Source organism: Pseudacidovorax sp. 1753, assembly GCF_040544975.1.
Taxonomy (GTDB): Bacteria; Pseudomonadota; Gammaproteobacteria; order Burkholderiales; family Burkholderiaceae_C; genus Xenophilus.
Map to the genome: position 1 here is coordinate 66998 of NZ_JBEPKY010000006.1, position 16962 is coordinate 83959.

Here is a 16962-nt window from a genome sequence, read left to right on the forward strand (position 1 = left end):
ACCCCATGGACCGCATCCCGATCCTGCGCATGGGCCAGACCCTGCTGGTCACCATCCAGATCGACCTGCAGGACCAGACCGCCATGGCATTGCAGGAAGACCTCGCCAACCGCATCGCGGCCACCGGCGCCAACGGCGTGCTGATCGACATCTCGGCGCTGGAGGTGGTCGATTCCTTCATCGGCCGCATGCTCAGCACCATCTCGGGCACGGCCGCCATCCTCTCGGCCACCGCGGTGGTGGTGGGCATGCAACCGGCCGTGGCCATCACCCTCGTCGAGCTGGGCCTGTCGCTCGACGGCGTGCGCACCGCGCTGGACGTCGAGCGCGGCATGGCGCTGCTCGATCGCCTGCGCGCCCAGCCGGGAGCCCGCCTTGGCGCCTGAACCCACCGGCACCCTGCCGCTGGCCAGCGAGCAGCACATCGTCGCCAGCCGGCAGACGGTGCGCGCCCTGTGCCAGGAGCTGCGCTTCTCGCTGGTGGAGCAGACCAAGATGGTCACCGCCGCCAGCGAGCTGTCGCGCAACACGCTGATCCATGGCGGCGGCGGCCGCATGCACTGGGCCGTGCTGCAGGAAGGCGCGCGCCGCGGCCTGCAACTGCGCTTCGAGGACGAAGGCCCCGGCATCGCCAACATCGACCTCGCCATGTCCGACGGCTACACCTCCGGCGGCGGCATGGGCCTGGGCCTGCCGGGCAGCAAGCGGCTGGTGAACGACTTCGACATCCGCTCCACGCCTGGCCAGGGCACCTGCGTGAGCATCGTGAAGTGGAAGTGATCCGCGGCTGGACGCACCGCGCGTTCCCCATCGAGGACCTGAGCTTCGTCGGCGAGGCCCGGCGCCATGTGGCGCGCCTGGCCGCCGAGCGCGCCTGGCCCGAGCACGACGCCGCCCGCGCCGCGTTGGTGGCCACCGAGCTGGGCACCAACCTCGCCAAGCATGCGCAGGCCGGCCAGCTGCTGGTGGCCGCGCGCGATGCGCTGGGGGACATCGAGCTGATCGCGGTCGACCGCGGTCCGGGCATGCCCGACCTGGCGCGCTCGATGCGCGACGGCTTCTCCACCACCGCCACGGCCGGCACCGGGCTGGGCGCCATCGCGCGGCAGAGCGAGGGGTTCGACCTCCATTCGCTGCCCGGCATGGGCACCGTCTGCCTGGCCCGCGTGCGGCCGAGCACGGGCACGGCCGTGGCCGCCCCGGCCCGGGCGGACGCCTTCGACTGGGGCGCCGTGTGCGTGCCGGTGCGCGGCGAGACCGCCTGCGGCGATGCCTGGATGCTGGCCTTCGACGGCCGCCGCGCCGCGGCCCTGCTGGCCGACGGGCTGGGCCACGGGCCCGAGGCGCAGGTCGCCGCCCAGGCGGCGCTGGACGGTTTTGCCAGCCGCCCCTTCGACGACGGCGCGGCGACGATGCAGTCCGTGCACGAGCGCCTGCGCACCACCCGGGGCGCGGCCGTGTTCGGCCTGTGGATGGAGGGCGATGCACTGCGCTACACCGGGGCCGGCAATGTGGCGGGCCGGTTGGTCTCGGGCACCGCCGACAAGGCCCTGGCGACGGCCCACGGCACGCTGGGGCTGCAGGTGCGCCGCTTCGACATGACTCCCGCGACGCGGCCGCCGCATGCGCTGGCCCTGCTGCACAGCGACGGCGTGCAGACCCGCTGGCCCGGCGCCGCGCTGGCGCCGCTGCTCGCGCGCGAGCCCACGCTGCTGGCGGCGCGCATCTTTGCCGACCATGCCCGCGGCCGCGACGATGCCTGCGTCGTCGCGCTGCGCCCCAAGGAGGGCCCATGACCGAATCTCCGCAAACCGACGCGCGGGTGCTGCAGCTGCAGCAGCGCCTGCAGGCCGCCGAAGCGGAGGCTGCCCTGCTGCGGGAGGAGCTGGAAGAGACCAACCGCGGCGTGGTCGCCCTCTATGCCGAGCTGGACGAACAGGCGATCGCCCTCAAGCGCGCCACCGAACTCAAGAGCCGCTTCCTGTCGCACATGAGCCACGAGTTCCGCACCCCGGTCAATGCCATCCGCAGCATCGCGCGGTTGCTGAGCGACGAGGTGGACGGCCCGCTCTCCGACGAGCAGCGCCGGCAGGTGCAGTTCATCCAGACCTCGGCGCGCGAGTTCGCCGAGATGGTGGACGACCTGCTCGACCTGGCCAAGATCGAGGCCGGCCGCGTGGAGATCTCGCCGGCCTGGTTCGAGATGGTCGACCTGTTCTCGGCGCTGCGCGGCATGTTCCGGCCCATGCTGGAGAACCAGCAGGTCAGCCTCGCCTTCGAGGAGCCGAGCGACCTGCCGCGGCTGTACACCGACGACCGCAAGCTCTCGCAGATCCTGCGCAACTACGTCTCCAACGCCCTCAAGTTCACGCCGCAGGGCGAGGTGCGCGTGGCGGCCTGCCGCCTCGGCGAGGACCGGGTGCGCTTCTCGGTGAGCGACACCGGCATCGGCATCGCCCCGGAGCACCAGGCCTCGGTCTTCGACGACTTCTCGCAGGTGGATTCGCCGATGCAGAAGCGCCTGCGCGGCACCGGCCTGGGCCTGGCGCTGTGCCGCCAGCTGGCCGGCCTGCTGGGCGGCGAAGTGGGCGTGGAGAGCGAACTGGGCCGCGGCTCCACCTTCTGGCTCACCCTGCCGATGCAGCTGCCGGATGCGCCGGCGCCCGCGCCCGCGCGCACGGGCGCGCCTGCCGATCAGCCGGAGGTCGCGTGGAAACCACCCGTGTGATCCACACCACCATCGACCGGGGTGCCCACCGCATCCTGGTGGTGGACGACCATCCGACCACGCGCTACTCGACCGCTCGCACGCTGCGCGCGGCCGGCTTCGCCACCGAGGAGGCGGCCTCCGGCGGCCAGGCACTGGCGCTGGCCGCCCAGGGCATGTCGGCGCTGGTGCTGGACGTGCACCTGCCCGACGTGGACGGCTTCGAGGTCTGCCGGCTTTTGCGCGAGGACCCGCGCACCGCCAGCCTGCCGGTGATCCACCTGTCGGCCACCTTCGTCCAGGACCGCGACAAGGTGGCCGGCCTCAACGCCGGCGCCGACGCCTACCTGGTGCACCCGGCCGAGCCCGCGGTGCTGGTGGCCACGCTGCAGGCGCTGATCCGCGCGCGCAGCGCCGAGGACCGGCTGCGCCAGAGCGAGAGCCGCTTCCGCGCCATCTACAACCAGGTGCCCGACGGCATGGCCCTGCTCGATGCCGCCGGCCGGCTGGACGACGTGAATCCCGCCCTGGCCTCGCAGCTGGGCCGCGCGCCCGAGGCGCTGATCGGCCTGCAGCTCGCCGCCCTGGCGGTGCCCGGCGCGGCGGCCCAGGTGCAGGCCTTCGTGGCCCAGGCCGCGGCCGCCCAGGGGGGCAGCCCCGGCAGTGTGCGGCGCGCCGAGTTCCCGCTGCTGCATGCCGACGGCCACGAGGTGCCGCTGGCCTGGAGCCTGTCGCCGCACGGCGCCACCGGGCTGCTGGTGGCGGTGGCGGTGGACATCTCCGACCGCCTGGCGCTGGAACGTGCGCGCCAGGAGGTGCTGGAGCGCGAACAGGCCGCCCGCGCCATGGCCGAGCGCCACAGCCGCACCAAGGACGACTTCGTGGCCGTTCTCTCGCACGAGCTGCGCACGCCGCTCAATGCCATCAGCGGCTGGGTGCACATCCTGCAGAAGCATGGCGGCCGGCCCGACCTCATGGCCAAGGCGCTGGACGCCATCGCCCGCAGCGTCAAGGCGCAGAGCCGGATCATCTCGGACATCCTCGACGTCTCCCGCGTCAATGCCGGCAAGCTGCGGCTGCACCGCGAGTGGACCGACCCGGTGGAACTCACCCATGCGGCCATCGACGCGCTGAAGGACGACATTGCCGCCCGCTCGCTGCGCGTGCTGCCGCAGGCCGACGACGATGCACGGCAGAGCGCCTGGCTGGACCCGACGCGCTTCCAGCAGATCGTGTGGAACCTGCTGAACAACGCGATCAAGTTCTCGGTCAACGGCGGGCGCATCGACGTGACGCTGCGGCGCGAAGGCCGGCAGCTGACGCTGGAGGTGCAGGACCAGGGCAAGGGCATCGCGCCCGACTTCCTGCCGCACCTGTTCGACCGCTTCGCCCAGAGCGACGGGCCCGACAACCGCCTCCATGGCGGCCTGGGCCTGGGCCTGTCGATCGTCAAGCGCCTGGCCGAGCTGCACGGCGGCGCCGTGCAGGCCTTCAGCGAGGGCGAAGGCCGTGGTGCCCGGCTGGTGGTGCGGCTGGATGTGGCGCCGGAGGACATGCCCGCGCAGCCCGTCAGCACCGAGCCCTCGGCCGAGAGCGGCCCGGCGACCCACCGCGACCAGCCCCTCGCCGGCCAGGACGTCCTGGCCGTGGAGGACAGCCCCGACGCCGCCGAAATGCTGCAGGTGGTGCTGCACGAGGCTGGCGCGCAGGTGCGCGTGGTGCACGACCACGACAGCGCCCTGGCCGCCATGCGCGAGCGCTGGCCCAGCCTGCTGGTCAGCGACATCGGCTTGCCCGGGCGCGACGGCTACGAACTGGTGCGGGCCCTGCGCCGACTGGAGGCCAAGGCCGGCCATCCACGTGTGCGCTGCGTCGCGCTCACCGCCTTCTCCCGTCCGCAGGACCGCGACCGTGCGCTGGAGGCCGGCTTCGACGCGCATGTCTCCAAGCCGCTGGACACGCATGCGCTGCTGGCGGCGTTGCGCGAGGGTGGTTGAGCGGCCCGCGGGCCGCCCCGCGCTCGACACGCGCGAGTCTGTCTTAGACTGCGCAGAATTCTGCACTCTCAAGGAGCCGGCCATGGGCTTTTCAGCCAGCGACGTCGTGCCTTTTACCCAGGCACGCGCCAACCTCTCGGAGTTGGCCGACCAGGCCAAGGCCGGTGCCGAAAAGATCATCACCAAGAACGGGGAAAGCTACGTCGCGCTCATCGACGCCGACCGGCTGGACTACTACCACCGCCTGGAGCGGGAGCGCATCCACCTGCTGCTGATCGACGATGCCCGACGCGGCATCGCCGACATCGAGGCCGGCCGCACCTACGGGGCCGATGCGGCCCTTGCCCAGCTTCAACAGCGCCGCGCGGCCGTCCCCACTGGCAAAGCCGCCAGGAAGCGTGGCTGAGGCTCTGCATCGGGTCGAACTGACCGCGAGCTTCCTGGAGCGGCTGGACGCCATCGAGGCCTTTCTGGCAGAAGCCGACGCGGCATTCGCCTTCGATGATCTGCTGGCCGGCCTGCGTGCCACGGTCATCCCCAATCTGGCCCGGTTCCCCCGCATCGGCCGGCGCTACCTGGACAACCCGCCGCAGTCGGCCGAAGCACTGGCCCAGCTCGCAGCACTGCCGGCCGGCGCAGCCAGTGCTCTGCGCGAGTACCTGCATGGCGACTACCTGATGCTCTACACCGTCATGGACGCCAGTGCGACGGTCTATCTGCTGTCCATCCGGCACCACCGCCAGCTTTCATTCGACTTCGCCCGCCTGTGGCCGGGCGCCCACCCGCAGGAGCGGCGCTGAGCTTTCATGTCCTACCTCTATCAAGTCCCGCCACAACGCACAAGCGAGCGAAATCATGGCTGAAATCACCCGCCGCCGCACCGGCGAATTTCTGCGCGAGCTCTTCAGCATCCTAATGTCAGCGCCAGAAGGCATGCGAGGCAGTGAAGCATTGCAGGTGCTGGCCAGCAGCGTCACCTTGTCACCCTACGAGGCCGACAGCTATGAATCCGGCGGGCGCCGCTTCGAGAAGATCGTCCGCTTCGCCACGGTCGATTGCGTCAAGGCGGGCTGGTTGGTGAAGGACAAGGGCATCTGGACCATCACCGAGGCAGGCCAGGCGGCCCATGCGGAACTGCAAGACCCCGAGGCCTTCTACAAGCGTGCCTGCAAGCTGTACGCGGAATGGAAGGCCGCACAGCCTGACTCCGAGGGCAGCGCTGCGGAGGTGGCCGCCGCCGCGAATGCGGTGAACGACGTGGACAACAACGCCAAGGCGGCGAGTGTCACCTTCGACGAGGCCGAAGAGCAGGCCTGGGCAGAGGTGTCGCAGTACCTGCGCGCGATGAATCCTTACGACTTCCAGGAACTGGTGGCCGACCTGTTGCGCGCCATGTCGTACCACGTCAGCTGGGTGTCGCCGCCCGGCAAGGATGGTGGCGTGGACATCCTGGCCTGGCCCGATGCGCTGGGCACGCGCCCGCCGCGCATCAAGGTTCAGGTGAAGCGACAGCAAAACACCGTCGGCGTCGAAGGCCTGCGGTCTTTCATGGCCGTGCTGGGCGATGACGACGTAGGCCTGTTCGTCTGCACCGGCGGTTTCACCAAGGATGCCGAGGCCGAAGCCCGCACGCAGGAAAAGCGACGCATCACCTTGATCAGTCTTGAGAAGCTGTTCGACCTTTGGGACGAGCACTACGACAAGCTGACCGACAGGGCCCGGCGCCGGCTGCCGCTGCGCTCGATCCGCTTTCTGGCGCCGGGCGGTTGAGCGGACAAGGGGACATGCATGAGGGAACCGCCCTTTTCGTTGCCGGCGGGTCCTGCTTTACGAGACTGAGGAGGTTGTACCCGGGCGGGATGCCGGCTCGGCAGTAAATTCAGAAGGACCGACAGAATACGCGGGCCCCGGTTGCCGGCGAGTAGTTGCTGCAGCCTGAGGGTGGGGCTGATGTAGAAAGAAGATGAGCAGTGCCGGGAATTTTTGGCATTCCACGTTCCGTATGCCAAGGGAATATGGATAAGGTCGAGGCATCGCCCGAACCTTTAAAAATCCCTCAAAAAGTCAATGCTCGGAAACATTATCTCAAGCCTTCAGCGGTATTCTGACGAACTCCACCGGGATAGGCACCTATATTTGAAACCTGAAGTTCAGCTATTCGGCTTGAAATGGACCGTCAAAGAGGCCGGCTTCGGTTGCCGCCCCAGCCCGACCCAGACGTCCATTGAAATGCTTAAAAACCCGCCGCCGATTTTTGGCGTTGCGCCGCCCCCGCCACCCCCTTGAGCTCCGCCGTCATCAAACCCCGGAATCAATGGAAACGGTGCGGCGAAGGGCACTACACATGCCGGTGCAGCAGGAATTCAAAGGCCTTCGGTAGCGCAGAATTCGAACGGCAACATTATCGATAAGAAGGAAAACTGTCCCGTTGTGCCACCGTTCGATATGCTGGATTTGCCGACCGGCATGCGGGCAACGGGTTTTACAAAGGCGGCCTACTGCGCCGACCGTTGGTTCCGTGGTCAAGCTCATGTGATTAAGGATGGTTCGGCGGATATCGAGTCTCTTCAATTCTTGGACACCGACACTTTCAAACTGGATTGGATATTGAGTTTCGGGCTGGTGAAGAGAAAATTCGATGCACTCAAGGATGCCGACACAAATGCACCCGAAAACATATACAACAATAAATCTAGGGAGGCGCTTAAAAATGTCCTTAAGAGATTCGTCGACAAGCACAATAATTCCTGCCCAGCCCCTTGTCCACTTGGAGTTATTCAGAACAGGACATTCAAAAGCTGCACCGTGATTTTCAATTCCAGAGAATTAAGGTGACAATGGTGGATGTACTGGGAGGGATATTGGAAATATCCCAAGGAAAGATAAAGAATTCCCAGATCATGAACGATCTGGCTGCATCGCTGGCGAACTTCTACTTTTATGCAGCGGTCGCTCACTCCACTGTTCGCACCCGTCGGTATATGCGATACGGCAGTGAAGGTCAGACGAAATGCACACAGACCACCGTGGAGGTGTCACATATCTACGTGTATGCAAAGGACGTTTACTCATTCAACGACGAGACGCAAACCTCCCAGTATTTGGGACATTGGAATCGTTATGGCGTAATAATTTCTGCGGAATCATACGCCGCAAGCCTGCTGGAAAAAGAACACGGCAGCAGATCAGAAATTTATCTTCCGCCCGTGCCCAAGAATCTGGACAGGCCACTGGACACCGGTAATAGTTTATTGGCGAAACAAGTATATTACCCAGTTAGAAACAAGGACTTTGAGACTTGGCGCCACTTGAAGAACCGTGGCGGCGACTTCGCTATTTTTTCGGACACAAGGAAGATAAAACTTGCGAAGCCTATAACCATAGATCTCGATGAAATATGCGAGATTTATCGGCGCTAACCTCGGGCCATTTTATGCGCCGGATATACAGACTCTTAATCGTTGGCCTTCGATGCCTTCTTTTGTTCGCAACAGCGGTCCTACTCGCTGCTGCCTATAAGTTGCTTTATGTGCACATCAACTCGAAAAATGGGCTTGACGGGCTGCTTGAACCTTACGTTCGGCCTTTAGGATGGATTGCAGCGGCCGCCGCATTTTCCTTGATATTCATCCAGGTTAGTCGGCTGACGTGGTTGAAGACGATCCATCATCGGATGGGAGCTTCTTTACTCATCATTATGGTAGGAATTTTTTGCGGTTCCATCGTGTTTCCACAGCACTACGGAGCATGCGATGAATTCACCAAAGAATTGGGCGGCGGTGTGCGCACGTTCAAGGGTGAGTCAGTCAAGATAGAGCTTTGCAGCACCCGCAACCATATCAACTACAACCTCATGGATGCCGGTCGGGTCCGGCTGCGCATTCTGTTCATGAATGACCGCCTTTGGGCAGAACGAACGTTTATGCCCGTTTTGACCAGCCAGGGACCGCTGACCATCAAGTACGGAGAGGATTATTTGACCTACTACGACGAGGCCAGCGATGAATCGGAAGTCAGGATGAAAATGCCGCCGTCTTATTGGGAGTGGCTTAAGGCGAAATTCCCCAAACTCCTGCCATAGCAATTGCAAAGAAGTCGCCCCTAAAAAAACCCCCGCCCCTGCAGTCACACTGGATTCCCGGCATACATCCATCCAGACAGGCTGCACTTCGCCATTCCTGGCAAGAAGTCGGCTGAGCGGATCGCGCAGCGTGCTGCAGCCACGCGGGCGCGGCGCCGTGCCCCCCTCACTCCACCCGCAGCCGCGCCGTCCTCGCCAGCGCCTGCCAGCTGTCCATGTCGCGCCAGACGGTGGCGCTGAATTCCTCGGCCGACTTCAGCGGGGGGCGCGGCATGTTCTGCACCGCGAACTTCTGCACCACCTCCGGCGTCGCCAGGATGCGGTTGATCTCGCGGTTGAGCCGCTGCACCACCGCTGGCGGCGTGCCGGCCGGCACGAAGACGCCATACCAGCCATCGACGTCGAAGCGGTAGCCCTGCTCGGTGAGCGTGGGCACCTCGGGCAGTGCAGGACCACGCGCGGAGCCGGTGCAGCCCAGGGCCACCAGCTTGCCGGCGCGGATGTGGGGCACCGGCGAGGCGATATCCACGAAGCCCACGCCGATGGTGTTGGCCAGCAGATCGGCCACCAGCGGCGAGACGCCCTTGTACGGCACATGCGGCATGACCAGCCCGTATTCGGCCTTGATGCCTTCCATCACCAGGTGGCCGGTGGAGCCACTGCCCCAGGAGCCGTAGGCGATGCGGTCCGGCTGCGCCCGCGCGGCGCGCACCAGATCGGCCAGCGAGCGCAGTCCGGTGGCCGGATGCGCCACCAGCAGCACGCCGGCCGATCCCACCTGCGCCACCGGTTGCAGGTCCTTGCGGGCGTCGTAGGGCATGCGCGGCTGGATCACCGGGTTGATGGCGATGGCCGACGAGGGCGACAGCAGCAGCGTGTAGCCGTCGGCCGCAGCCCGCGCCACCGCCTCGTTGCCGATCAGCCCATTGGCGCCGGCCCGGTTGTCGACCACCACCGGCTGGCCCAGGGCTTCCTGCAGGCTCACGGCCAGCAAGCGCGCAAAGATGTCGGAGCCGGCACCGGGCGGGCCGGGCACCACCAGCTTGAGGGGGCGTTGCGGCCAGGCGCCGGACTGGGCGTGGGCCAGCGCGGGATGCAGGCCCAGCAGCGCGGCGGCGGTGAGCAGGTGCCGGCGATTGCAGATCGGCTCGTTCATGGTCATGTCTCCGGGTTTGGGATCGTTGTCGTCGCCGCGGCGGCCCGCAGCCATTGGCCGGTGAGAAAGCGCGAGCGCGGACCGGCGACGAAGGCCAGCAATGCCTGCGTGGCGGCATCCACGCCGGGCCCGTCGATGGCCAGGGCATTGATGCGCAGGCCGTGGCTGCCCCATTCGGCGGCCAGCGTGTGCAGCAGCATGCGGGCGGCGGCCGGGTCGCCGGCCTGCGCCCAGGGCAGCGCGGGCTGCGCGGCAGGCACCAGCAATGTCAGGCTGGCCTGCATCGAATGCGCCAGACGGAAGCGCCGCGCGGCGGCCTGCAAGGTGGCCAGCCACTGGCCCGGCGGCGCCGTCATCAGGCTCGCATCGAGCACGGCGGGATAGTCGCCTGTGCCTGTGGACGCGCCGGCGTCCTGCGGGGTGCAGGCCATGTCCAGCGGCGGCAGCGGCGCCTGGGCCGGCGGCAGCGGCTGGCTGCCACCAGACACCGACGAGCCGCCATCCAGCACCAGGAGCTGGCCCGACAGCGGCCGCGCGCCATCGCTCGCCAGGAAGCACAGCGCCTCGGCCATGTCCTCGGGCTCGGCCATGTGGCCCAGCGGGATCTTGCCCGTGGCCTGGGCCGGCACGAGGCGGCCGCTGTCGATCAGCTGCTGCACCAGCTCGGTCCGCACGAAGCCCGGGGCCAGCGCGGTGACCGTCCAGTCCGGGTGCGCCTGCGCCAGAGCGCGGGTCTGGGCGATCAGAGCAGCCTTGCTGGGGCTGTAGAGGCCGCGCCAGGGAATGGCGCGCAGGCCCGCGCCAGAGGCCACGTTGACGATGCGCGCGCCGGGCCGCAGCCGTGAGGTGCAGGCCTGCACCAGCCGCGCGGGCGCTTCGAGGTTGAGGGCCAGCAGCCGTTGGCTTTCGGCGTCGAGCGCATCGCGTCCGCCGGCCGACATGCCGGCGTTGTTGATCAGTGCATCGAGCGGCGGCAGGTCGGCTCCTGCCAGCGCAGCGATCTGCGCTGCGTCGCACAGGTCGATGGCGCGGACCTGCGGCGCGGGCGCTTCAGCCGGCCAATCGGCGGCCAGTTGCGCGAGGCGGGTGGCGTCGGCATCGACAAGCACGCAGTGCCAGCCATCGCGCGCGAGCCGCAGCGCGGTGGCGCGGCCGATGCCCGCGGCCGCGCCGGTGATGAGCACGTGGCGGGACGCCGAGCCGCCCCAGGGCCGGATGGCCGCAGGGGCGAAGCCTCTTGCGGCCTCACCTGTGCCGGGCACGCGGTCCGGAGCGGCCGAGTGCATGCCCCTCGTCATCGCCGGGCCGGCTCGTGCAGGGCCGCAAGGAGCGCATAGACCGGATCGGCCGGCGCCATCGCCGCCGTCGGCTGCCGCACGCCGAAGAGCTGCGCATCGCCCTGCGCCAGTTCGGGCCGCGCGCGCTCCTCGATCCAGTCGTAGACCACCGTGCGGTCGGCCACGCGCCATTCGCCCTCGCGGCGCTCGAAGCGGTCGACGTAGCGGCCACAGAGAAAGGTCTCGCGCCCGGGCTGGGCCGCCGTCGACTGCAGCGCGAGAAAGCTGCTCTCGACCGCCGCCGTGTCGCCGGCGAGTTCGATCAGGATGTTGCTGATCTGGTGCACGCGCCGGCCGCCCTGGCGCAGCCTGGCCAGCGCCTGGTCGATGAAGCCGGTGGCGCTGCCCTTCCAGGCGCCGTGGCAGTCCGTGGCATCGGGCCAGTAGGCCGAGCGCAAGGCCGCCTCGTCGCAGCGGTCGATGCCGCGGCAGTAGCGGTACAGGCAGTCGCGGATGGCCTCGCGGTCCAGCAGGGCCTGCAACGCGGCCATGTCGACGGCGCCAGCGCTCACGGTTGCGCCTTGGCGCCTACCGCAGGCGCCCGCCGGAACAGCTGCACCACATGACCCTCCGGGTCGCGCAGCGACAGCACGGCGCCATGGGCGCCCATGTCGCGCAGACCCAGCACCTCGCCGCCGGCCGCGGCGATGCGTTCCGAAGCGCCGTCGAAGTCGGCCACCTCGAACACCATCACCGTGCCCGAGGTGTCGGGCGCCGCCTCCTCGCGGCAGGCGAGCGAGACATTGCCGCCGCCCACGCCGTACTGGTACCAGCGCTCGCCATCGGCGAACTTGAGCGACAGGCCCAGGGCCTCGCTGTAGAAGGCGTGCAGCGCAGCCGGCCGCTCGGCCACCAGGTAGACGTTCTGCAGTCGCGAGGGCGCGAAGGGCTTGGCCGGCGCGCTCACAGCGAGGTCTCCGAGGCACCGCCGTCCAGACGCAGCACCTCCGCATTGAGGAAGCGCGCATCGTCGCTCGCCAGGAAGGCGATGGCGTCCGCGATGTCCTGCACCGTGCCGAGGCGGCCCAGTGGCGTGCGGGCGATGCGCCTCGCATCCAGCTCGGCATTGCGGTTGCGCACCGTGCCTTCGGTGGGCACGGCACCGGGCGCGACTGCATTGACGCGGATGCGGCGCGCCCCCAGGTCGGCCGCCGCGGCGCGGGTGATGCCCAGCACGCCGGCCTTGATGCCGCTGTAGACCACCGAGCGCATCGGCGACTTGAAGGCCGCGATGGAGGCCACGTTGACGATGGCGCCGCCCCGCTCGGCATCCATGGCCTCGGCCGCGGCCTGGATGCCCCAGATCACCGACTTGAAGCCGATCTCCACCATGCGGTCCATGACCTCGGGCGTGATCTCGGCCAGCGTCTGGTAGCGCACCCAGGCGGCGTTGTTGACCATCACGTCGAGGCGCCCCGCGTCGGAGGCGAAACGCTGCACGGCCTCGCGCATGCCGTCACGGGTGGAGACGTCGCAGGGCAGGCCGATGGCCTGGCCGCCCGCGGCGCGCACCGCCGCCACGGCATCCTCGACGAACTCGGGCTTGAGGTCGTTGATGCCGACGACGGCACCGCGCGCCGCCAGGGCCAGCGCCGTGGCACGGCCGATGCCGTGGCCGGCGCCGCTGATGAAGGCCGTGCGGCCCGTCAATGAGGAAAGGGTAGCGGTCATGCGTGAACGTCCTTCTGGGTCTTGGAGGTGGGCACCAGCAGCGCATCGAGCGCGAAGGCACCCTGGCCGGCGTCCAGCACCACCAGCGGGTTGATGTCGATCTCGGCCACGTCGTCGGCATGCCGGGCGGCAAAGCGCGACAGCGCGGCGATGGCCTGGGCGGCGGCGGCCACGTCGGCCTTGGGCCGGCCGCGGGCGCCATCCAGCAGCGCGAAGGATTGGAGCGAACGCAGCATGGCCTCGGCACCCACCGCATCGACGGGTGCGGGCCGCAGGGCCACGTCCTTCCAGATCTCGGCATGGATGCCGCCCAGGCCGACCATGACCATGGGCCCGAAGACGGGGTCGGTCTTGGTGCCCAGGATCAGCTCACAGCCGGCTGGCGCCATCTGCGCCACCAGCACGCCGTCGATGCGGGCATGGGGTGCCTTGTCGGCCACGCGGGCCCGCATCGTGTCGTGCGCATCGATGAGCTGGCCTTCGCTACTCACGCCCACCACCACGCCGCCCACCTCGGTCTTGTGGGCGATGTCGGGCGAGACGATCTTGAGCACCACCGGGAAGCCGATGGCGCGTGCTGCGGCCACCGCCTCGTCGCGCGTGGTGGCGACCACCTCGCGCAGCACCGGCAGGCCGGCCGCAGCCAGGGCCGCCTTGGCACTGGCCTCGGTGGCGAAGGCCTCGGTGGCCAGCGGCGTGCGCGGTGTTGCTTCAACGGTGGATGGCTGTCCGGCCTGCATGCCCAGCGTCGCCAGCGCCGCCACGGTGGCGCAGGCCGCGTCGATGCCCTCGATGGCCGGAACGCCCAGCGCATCGAGTTGCCGCCGCACCTCGGCCGGTGCGCGCGCGCACAGCACGATGAGCCGCTGCGGATGCCGCCCGCGCATCTGCGTGAGCGCAGCCAGGAAGACGTCGCGCAGCCGCGGCACATGGAAGGCATTGGCCGACTGCAGCAGCAGGGTATCGCAGGCCGGATCGGCGGCCACGGCGTCCAGCACCTGGGCCAGCAGCTCGGGCCGGCTTGAGACCTGCGCCGTCATGTCCACCGGATTGGCCGGCGCCGCGAAGGCCACTGCCTGCAGGATGCGCTGCTGGGTGGCCTCGGCGAGGCGCGGCAGCGTCAGGCCCTGCGCGCTGGCCGCATCGGCCAGCAGCACGCCGAAGCCGCCCGAGGCCGTGAGCACCGCGATGCGCCGGCCCGCGGGCAGACGGCCTTTGCCGAGCACGGCCAGCGCATGGCCCACGTCCAGCAGTTGCTCGATGCTGGGCACGCGCAGGGCGCCGCCCTCGCGCAGCACGGCGTCGAACACCGCGTCGGAGCCCGCCAGCGCGCCGGTGTGCGAGGCGGCGGCGGCGCTGCCCGCCTCGGAGACGCCGACCTTCAGCACCACCAGGGGCTTGCCCGCGGCACGGGCCAGGGCCATGGCGCGGCGCAGCTTGTCGCCGTCGCGGCAGGTCTCCATGCAGCAGAGGATGACGCGGGTGCCCGGGTCGGCCGCGGCCGAAGCGATGGCATCCGCGATGTCCACATCGCATTCGTTGCCGGTGGTCAGCATGCGGCTGATGCCCAGGCCCCGCTCGGACGCGAGGCGCAGCGTGTAGCTGCCCAGGTTGCCGCTCTGCGAGACGATGCCCACGGGCCCCGGCGCCGGAAAGGCGGACTCCAGCGCCACCGAGAAGGTGGCGATGCTCTTGGCCGGCACGCCGATGGCGCCCAGGCAGTTGGGGCCCACCACGCGCAGGCCCGTGTCGCGGGCGATGCGGCCGATCTCGGCCTGCAGCCGGGCCCCGGCCTCGCCCATCTCGGAGAAGCCCGCGGAGAGCACCACGGCCGCCTTCACGCCACGGGCGGCGCAGTCGCGCACGGCCTGCGGCACGCTCTCGGGCGGCACGGCGATGACGGCCAGCTCGGGCGCCTCGGGCAGCGCGGCCACGTCGGAGTAAGCGCGCAGCGACTGCACCTCGGCCGCCTTGCGGTTGACCGGATAGATCGCGCCGGCAAAGCCGTACTTGCGCAGGAACTGCAGCGGCCGGCCGCCGATCTTGGTCACGTCGTCGGACGCGCCGACGATGGCGATGGAGCGCGGCGTGAACAGCGCCTCCAGGCCGTGGCCGACGTCGATGTCGGGGCGCATGCTCATCGGCCCTTGTAGACCGGTTGGCGTTTCTCAAGGAAGGCCTGGCGCGCCTCCTTGGCGTCCTCGGTGCGCGACAGCGCCATGGTGAAGTTCTGCTCCACGCGGTAGCCATCGCGCTGGGGCATCAGGTCCATCATGTTGGCGGCCTGCTTGGCATAGGCCACGGCCAGCGGCGCCTTGGAGGCGATGTCTTGCGCGATCTCCATGGCCAGCGGCATCAGCCGCTCGGCCGGCACCACCTCGTCGAGCACGCCGCGGCGGTACAGCTCGGCGGCCGAGACCTTCATGCCGGTGAAGAACATGCGCCGCGTGAACGAGCGGCCCACCAGCGTGCGCAGCATCGAGACGCCGCCGGCCAGGCCGACGTTGATCTCGGGCATGGCGAAGGTGGCGTCCTCGCTGGCCAGGAAGATGTCGCAGGCCGCCATCAGCCCGAAGCCCGCGCCGAGCGCCGGACCGTTGATGGCCGCGATCACCGGCTTGGCGCATTCGCGGATCGCATTGCCCGTCTCGCGCGTCCAACGGTTGTGGTCGAGGAAGTCGCCGGCCTTGTCGGCGTTCGGCCGGTCCTTGAGGTCGGCACCGGCGCAGAAGGCCTTGCCGGTGCCGGTGAGGATGGCCACGCGCACGTCGCTGCGCTCGGAGATCTCGTCGAAGGCGGCGATGAGGTCGCGGCGCGAGGCGCGGTCGAGGGCGTTGACGGGCGGCTTGTCCAGCCGCACGACGGCGATGTATTCGGAGACTTCGAGGTGGATGCTCATCGCGCGCTCCCAGGGAGGGTGTTGGCAGAAGAAGGGGTGGAGGAAGCGGGGGCTGCATGCAGCAGCACGGCCAACTGGGTCAGCCGGTCGCCATAGCGGAACTCCGACGCGATCAGCCGCTGGGCCAGGCGGGTGGCCAGCACCTCCTCGCTCAGGCCCATGCCGCCGTGCATCTGGATGGCGGCCTCGGCCGCGGCGCGGGCCGTCTCGGCGATGGAGAGCTTGGCCAGCTGCAGCGTGCGACGCAGCTGGGGCGCGGCCGATTCCTGCGCCTGGAAGGCATGCACCACCAGGCCCTGAGCGCATTGCGCCTTGACGTACATGTCCGCTACGCGATGGCGCAGCACCTGGAAGGTGGCCAGCGCCACGCCGAACTGCCGGCGCTCCTGCAGGTGCGTGATGGTGTGTCGGATGAGCGCGGCCTGGGCGGCCACGGTGTCGACCAGCGTGAGCAGCAGGGCCGCATCGCCGGCCGCGGCCAGCGCAGCGCGCAGCGGTTCGCCCTGCGCCAGCAGCGCCGTCGCGGGGACCGACACGCCGTCCAACCGGAAGTCCGCGCCCTGCCGGCCTTCCATGGTGCGGTAGCGGGCGGCGGGCGCACCGACGCGCTCGGCATCGACCAGAAAGAGCGCGGGCGCGCCGTCCAGCGTGGCGACGGCCAGCCAGTGGCTGGCGGGCAGCGTGGCGTCCACGCCGTCCACGCGGCCGTCGAGCACGAAGCCGCTTTCACTGCGGACCGCACGCAGGGTGCCATCTTCGGGCAGGGCCGACAGCGCGGCCAGCGGCGCGATCTGCACTTCGGACTCGGCCACGGCCTGCAGCCAGGGCCCGGCCACCTCGGTCGGCGCGGCACGCAGCAGCAGCGGCACCACGGCGCAGGTCTCGATCACGGGCAGCTGCAGCCCCTGGGCGGCCAGGCCCTCGACCACGCTGGCCAGGTCGGCCAGCGTGCCGCCGACGCCGCCGTCGGACTCGGGCACCAGGGTGGCGGTCCAGCCCAGCTCGCGCACCGGGTCGCCGGGCAGGGTGGGCGTGTGCACATGGTCCTGCGCGAAGCGGTCGGCCGCGTCGAAGAGCATGCCGGGGAAGAGCGGGGAGAAGTGGGTGGACATCC

19 protein-coding genes are annotated in these 16962 nt (G+C 69.1%); 11 read left to right on the forward strand and 8 right to left on the reverse strand.

Annotated features, from left to right (window positions below):
* The first annotated feature begins 5 nt into the window (after nucleotides 1-5).
* The 11 genes from ABIC63_RS08815 to ABIC63_RS08865 all read left to right on the forward strand — a co-directional run bounded on the left by ABIC63_RS08815 (nucleotide 6) and on the right by ABIC63_RS08865 (nucleotide 8785).
* Nucleotides 6-386 (forward strand): STAS domain-containing protein, encoded by a 381-nt coding sequence (locus ABIC63_RS08815; protein ID WP_294375566.1) that lies wholly within the window; start codon nucleotides 6-8, stop codon nucleotides 384-386.
* Nucleotides 376-780 (forward strand): anti-sigma regulatory factor, encoded by a 405-nt coding sequence (locus ABIC63_RS08820; RefSeq protein WP_017757019.1) that lies wholly within the window; start codon nucleotides 376-378, stop codon nucleotides 778-780. The genes ABIC63_RS08815 and ABIC63_RS08820 overlap by 11 nt, the downstream gene beginning before the upstream one ends.
* The gene (locus ABIC63_RS08825; RefSeq protein WP_354319470.1) at nucleotides 771-1796 is read left to right on the forward strand and encodes an ATP-binding SpoIIE family protein phosphatase; all 1026 of its coding nucleotides are present in this window, start codon (nucleotides 771-773) and stop codon (nucleotides 1794-1796) included. Before ABIC63_RS08820 ends, ABIC63_RS08825 begins: the two co-directional genes overlap by 10 nt.
* Nucleotides 1793-2728: a sensor histidine kinase gene (locus ABIC63_RS08830; protein WP_114802722.1), complete on the forward strand. Its 936-nt coding sequence runs from the start codon at nucleotides 1793-1795 to the stop codon at nucleotides 2726-2728. The genes ABIC63_RS08825 and ABIC63_RS08830 overlap by 4 nt, the downstream gene beginning before the upstream one ends.
* Nucleotides 2710-4704: a hybrid sensor histidine kinase/response regulator gene (locus ABIC63_RS08835; RefSeq protein WP_294375558.1), complete on the forward strand. Its 1995-nt coding sequence runs from the start codon at nucleotides 2710-2712 to the stop codon at nucleotides 4702-4704. The genes ABIC63_RS08830 and ABIC63_RS08835 overlap by 19 nt, the downstream gene beginning before the upstream one ends.
* A gap of 82 nt (nucleotides 4705-4786) precedes the next feature.
* Nucleotides 4787-5110: a type II toxin-antitoxin system Phd/YefM family antitoxin gene (locus ABIC63_RS08840; protein ID WP_294375556.1), complete on the forward strand. Its 324-nt coding sequence runs from the start codon at nucleotides 4787-4789 to the stop codon at nucleotides 5108-5110.
* Nucleotides 5103-5504 (forward strand): type II toxin-antitoxin system RelE/ParE family toxin, encoded by a 402-nt coding sequence (locus ABIC63_RS08845; protein ID WP_294375553.1) that lies wholly within the window; start codon nucleotides 5103-5105, stop codon nucleotides 5502-5504. Before ABIC63_RS08840 ends, ABIC63_RS08845 begins: the two co-directional genes overlap by 8 nt.
* Nucleotides 5505-5559: 55 nt before the next feature.
* On the forward strand, nucleotides 5560-6474 hold the full coding sequence (locus ABIC63_RS08850; protein ID WP_354319471.1) for a restriction endonuclease: 915 nt from the start codon (nucleotides 5560-5562) through the stop codon (nucleotides 6472-6474).
* A 660-nt stretch (nucleotides 6475-7134) separates the two neighbouring features.
* On the forward strand, nucleotides 7135-7539 hold the full coding sequence (locus tag ABIC63_RS08855; protein WP_354319472.1) for a DUF6402 family protein: 405 nt from the start codon (nucleotides 7135-7137) through the stop codon (nucleotides 7537-7539).
* 2 nt (nucleotides 7540-7541) lie between these two features.
* Nucleotides 7542-8123, forward strand: a complete 582-nt coding sequence (locus ABIC63_RS08860) for a DUF6402 family protein (protein WP_354319601.1) — start codon at nucleotides 7542-7544, stop codon at nucleotides 8121-8123.
* A 110-nt stretch (nucleotides 8124-8233) separates the two neighbouring features.
* Nucleotides 8234-8785 (forward strand): hypothetical protein, encoded by a 552-nt coding sequence (locus tag ABIC63_RS08865; RefSeq protein WP_354319473.1) that lies wholly within the window; start codon nucleotides 8234-8236, stop codon nucleotides 8783-8785.
* 166 nt (nucleotides 8786-8951) lie between these two features.
* On the opposite strand, the gene ABIC63_RS08870 is transcribed toward ABIC63_RS08865, so the two are convergent.
* Genes ABIC63_RS08870 through ABIC63_RS08905 form a run of 8 tightly spaced genes read right to left on the reverse strand, consistent with a single transcriptional unit; the run spans nucleotide 8952 to nucleotide 16960 of the window.
* On the reverse strand, nucleotides 8952-9941 hold the full coding sequence (locus tag ABIC63_RS08870; RefSeq protein WP_354319474.1) for a Bug family tripartite tricarboxylate transporter substrate binding protein: 990 nt from the start codon (nucleotides 9939-9941) through the stop codon (nucleotides 8952-8954).
* A gap of 2 nt (nucleotides 9942-9943) precedes the next feature.
* Nucleotides 9944-11227, reverse strand: a complete 1284-nt coding sequence (locus tag ABIC63_RS08875) for an SDR family oxidoreductase (RefSeq protein ID WP_354319475.1) — start codon at nucleotides 11225-11227, stop codon at nucleotides 9944-9946.
* An 8-nt stretch (nucleotides 11228-11235) separates the two neighbouring features.
* A complete protein-coding gene (locus ABIC63_RS08880; RefSeq protein ID WP_354319602.1) occupies nucleotides 11236-11769 on the reverse strand; it encodes a nuclear transport factor 2 family protein in 534 nt (177 codons plus the stop codon).
* Between the two features lie 17 nt (nucleotides 11770-11786).
* Nucleotides 11787-12185 (reverse strand): VOC family protein, encoded by a 399-nt coding sequence (locus tag ABIC63_RS08885; protein ID WP_354319476.1) that lies wholly within the window; start codon nucleotides 12183-12185, stop codon nucleotides 11787-11789.
* Nucleotides 12182-12949, reverse strand: coding sequence for an SDR family NAD(P)-dependent oxidoreductase (locus ABIC63_RS08890; protein WP_354319477.1), 768 nt, complete (start codon nucleotides 12947-12949; stop codon nucleotides 12182-12184). Before ABIC63_RS08890 ends, ABIC63_RS08885 begins: the two co-directional genes overlap by 4 nt.
* Entirely contained in the window at nucleotides 12946-15090 is a 2145-nt protein-coding gene (locus ABIC63_RS08895; RefSeq protein ID WP_354319478.1) for an acetate--CoA ligase family protein, read from the reverse strand. The genes ABIC63_RS08890 and ABIC63_RS08895 overlap by 4 nt, the downstream gene beginning before the upstream one ends.
* The gene (locus ABIC63_RS08900) at nucleotides 15087-15848 is read right to left on the reverse strand and encodes an enoyl-CoA hydratase/isomerase family protein (RefSeq protein ID WP_354319479.1); all 762 of its coding nucleotides are present in this window, start codon (nucleotides 15846-15848) and stop codon (nucleotides 15087-15089) included. Before ABIC63_RS08900 ends, ABIC63_RS08895 begins: the two co-directional genes overlap by 4 nt.
* Nucleotides 15845-16960, reverse strand: a complete 1116-nt coding sequence (locus ABIC63_RS08905; protein ID WP_354319480.1) for an acyl-CoA dehydrogenase family protein — start codon at nucleotides 16958-16960, stop codon at nucleotides 15845-15847. The genes ABIC63_RS08900 and ABIC63_RS08905 overlap by 4 nt, the downstream gene beginning before the upstream one ends.
* Nucleotides 16961-16962: the final 2 nt, after the last annotated feature.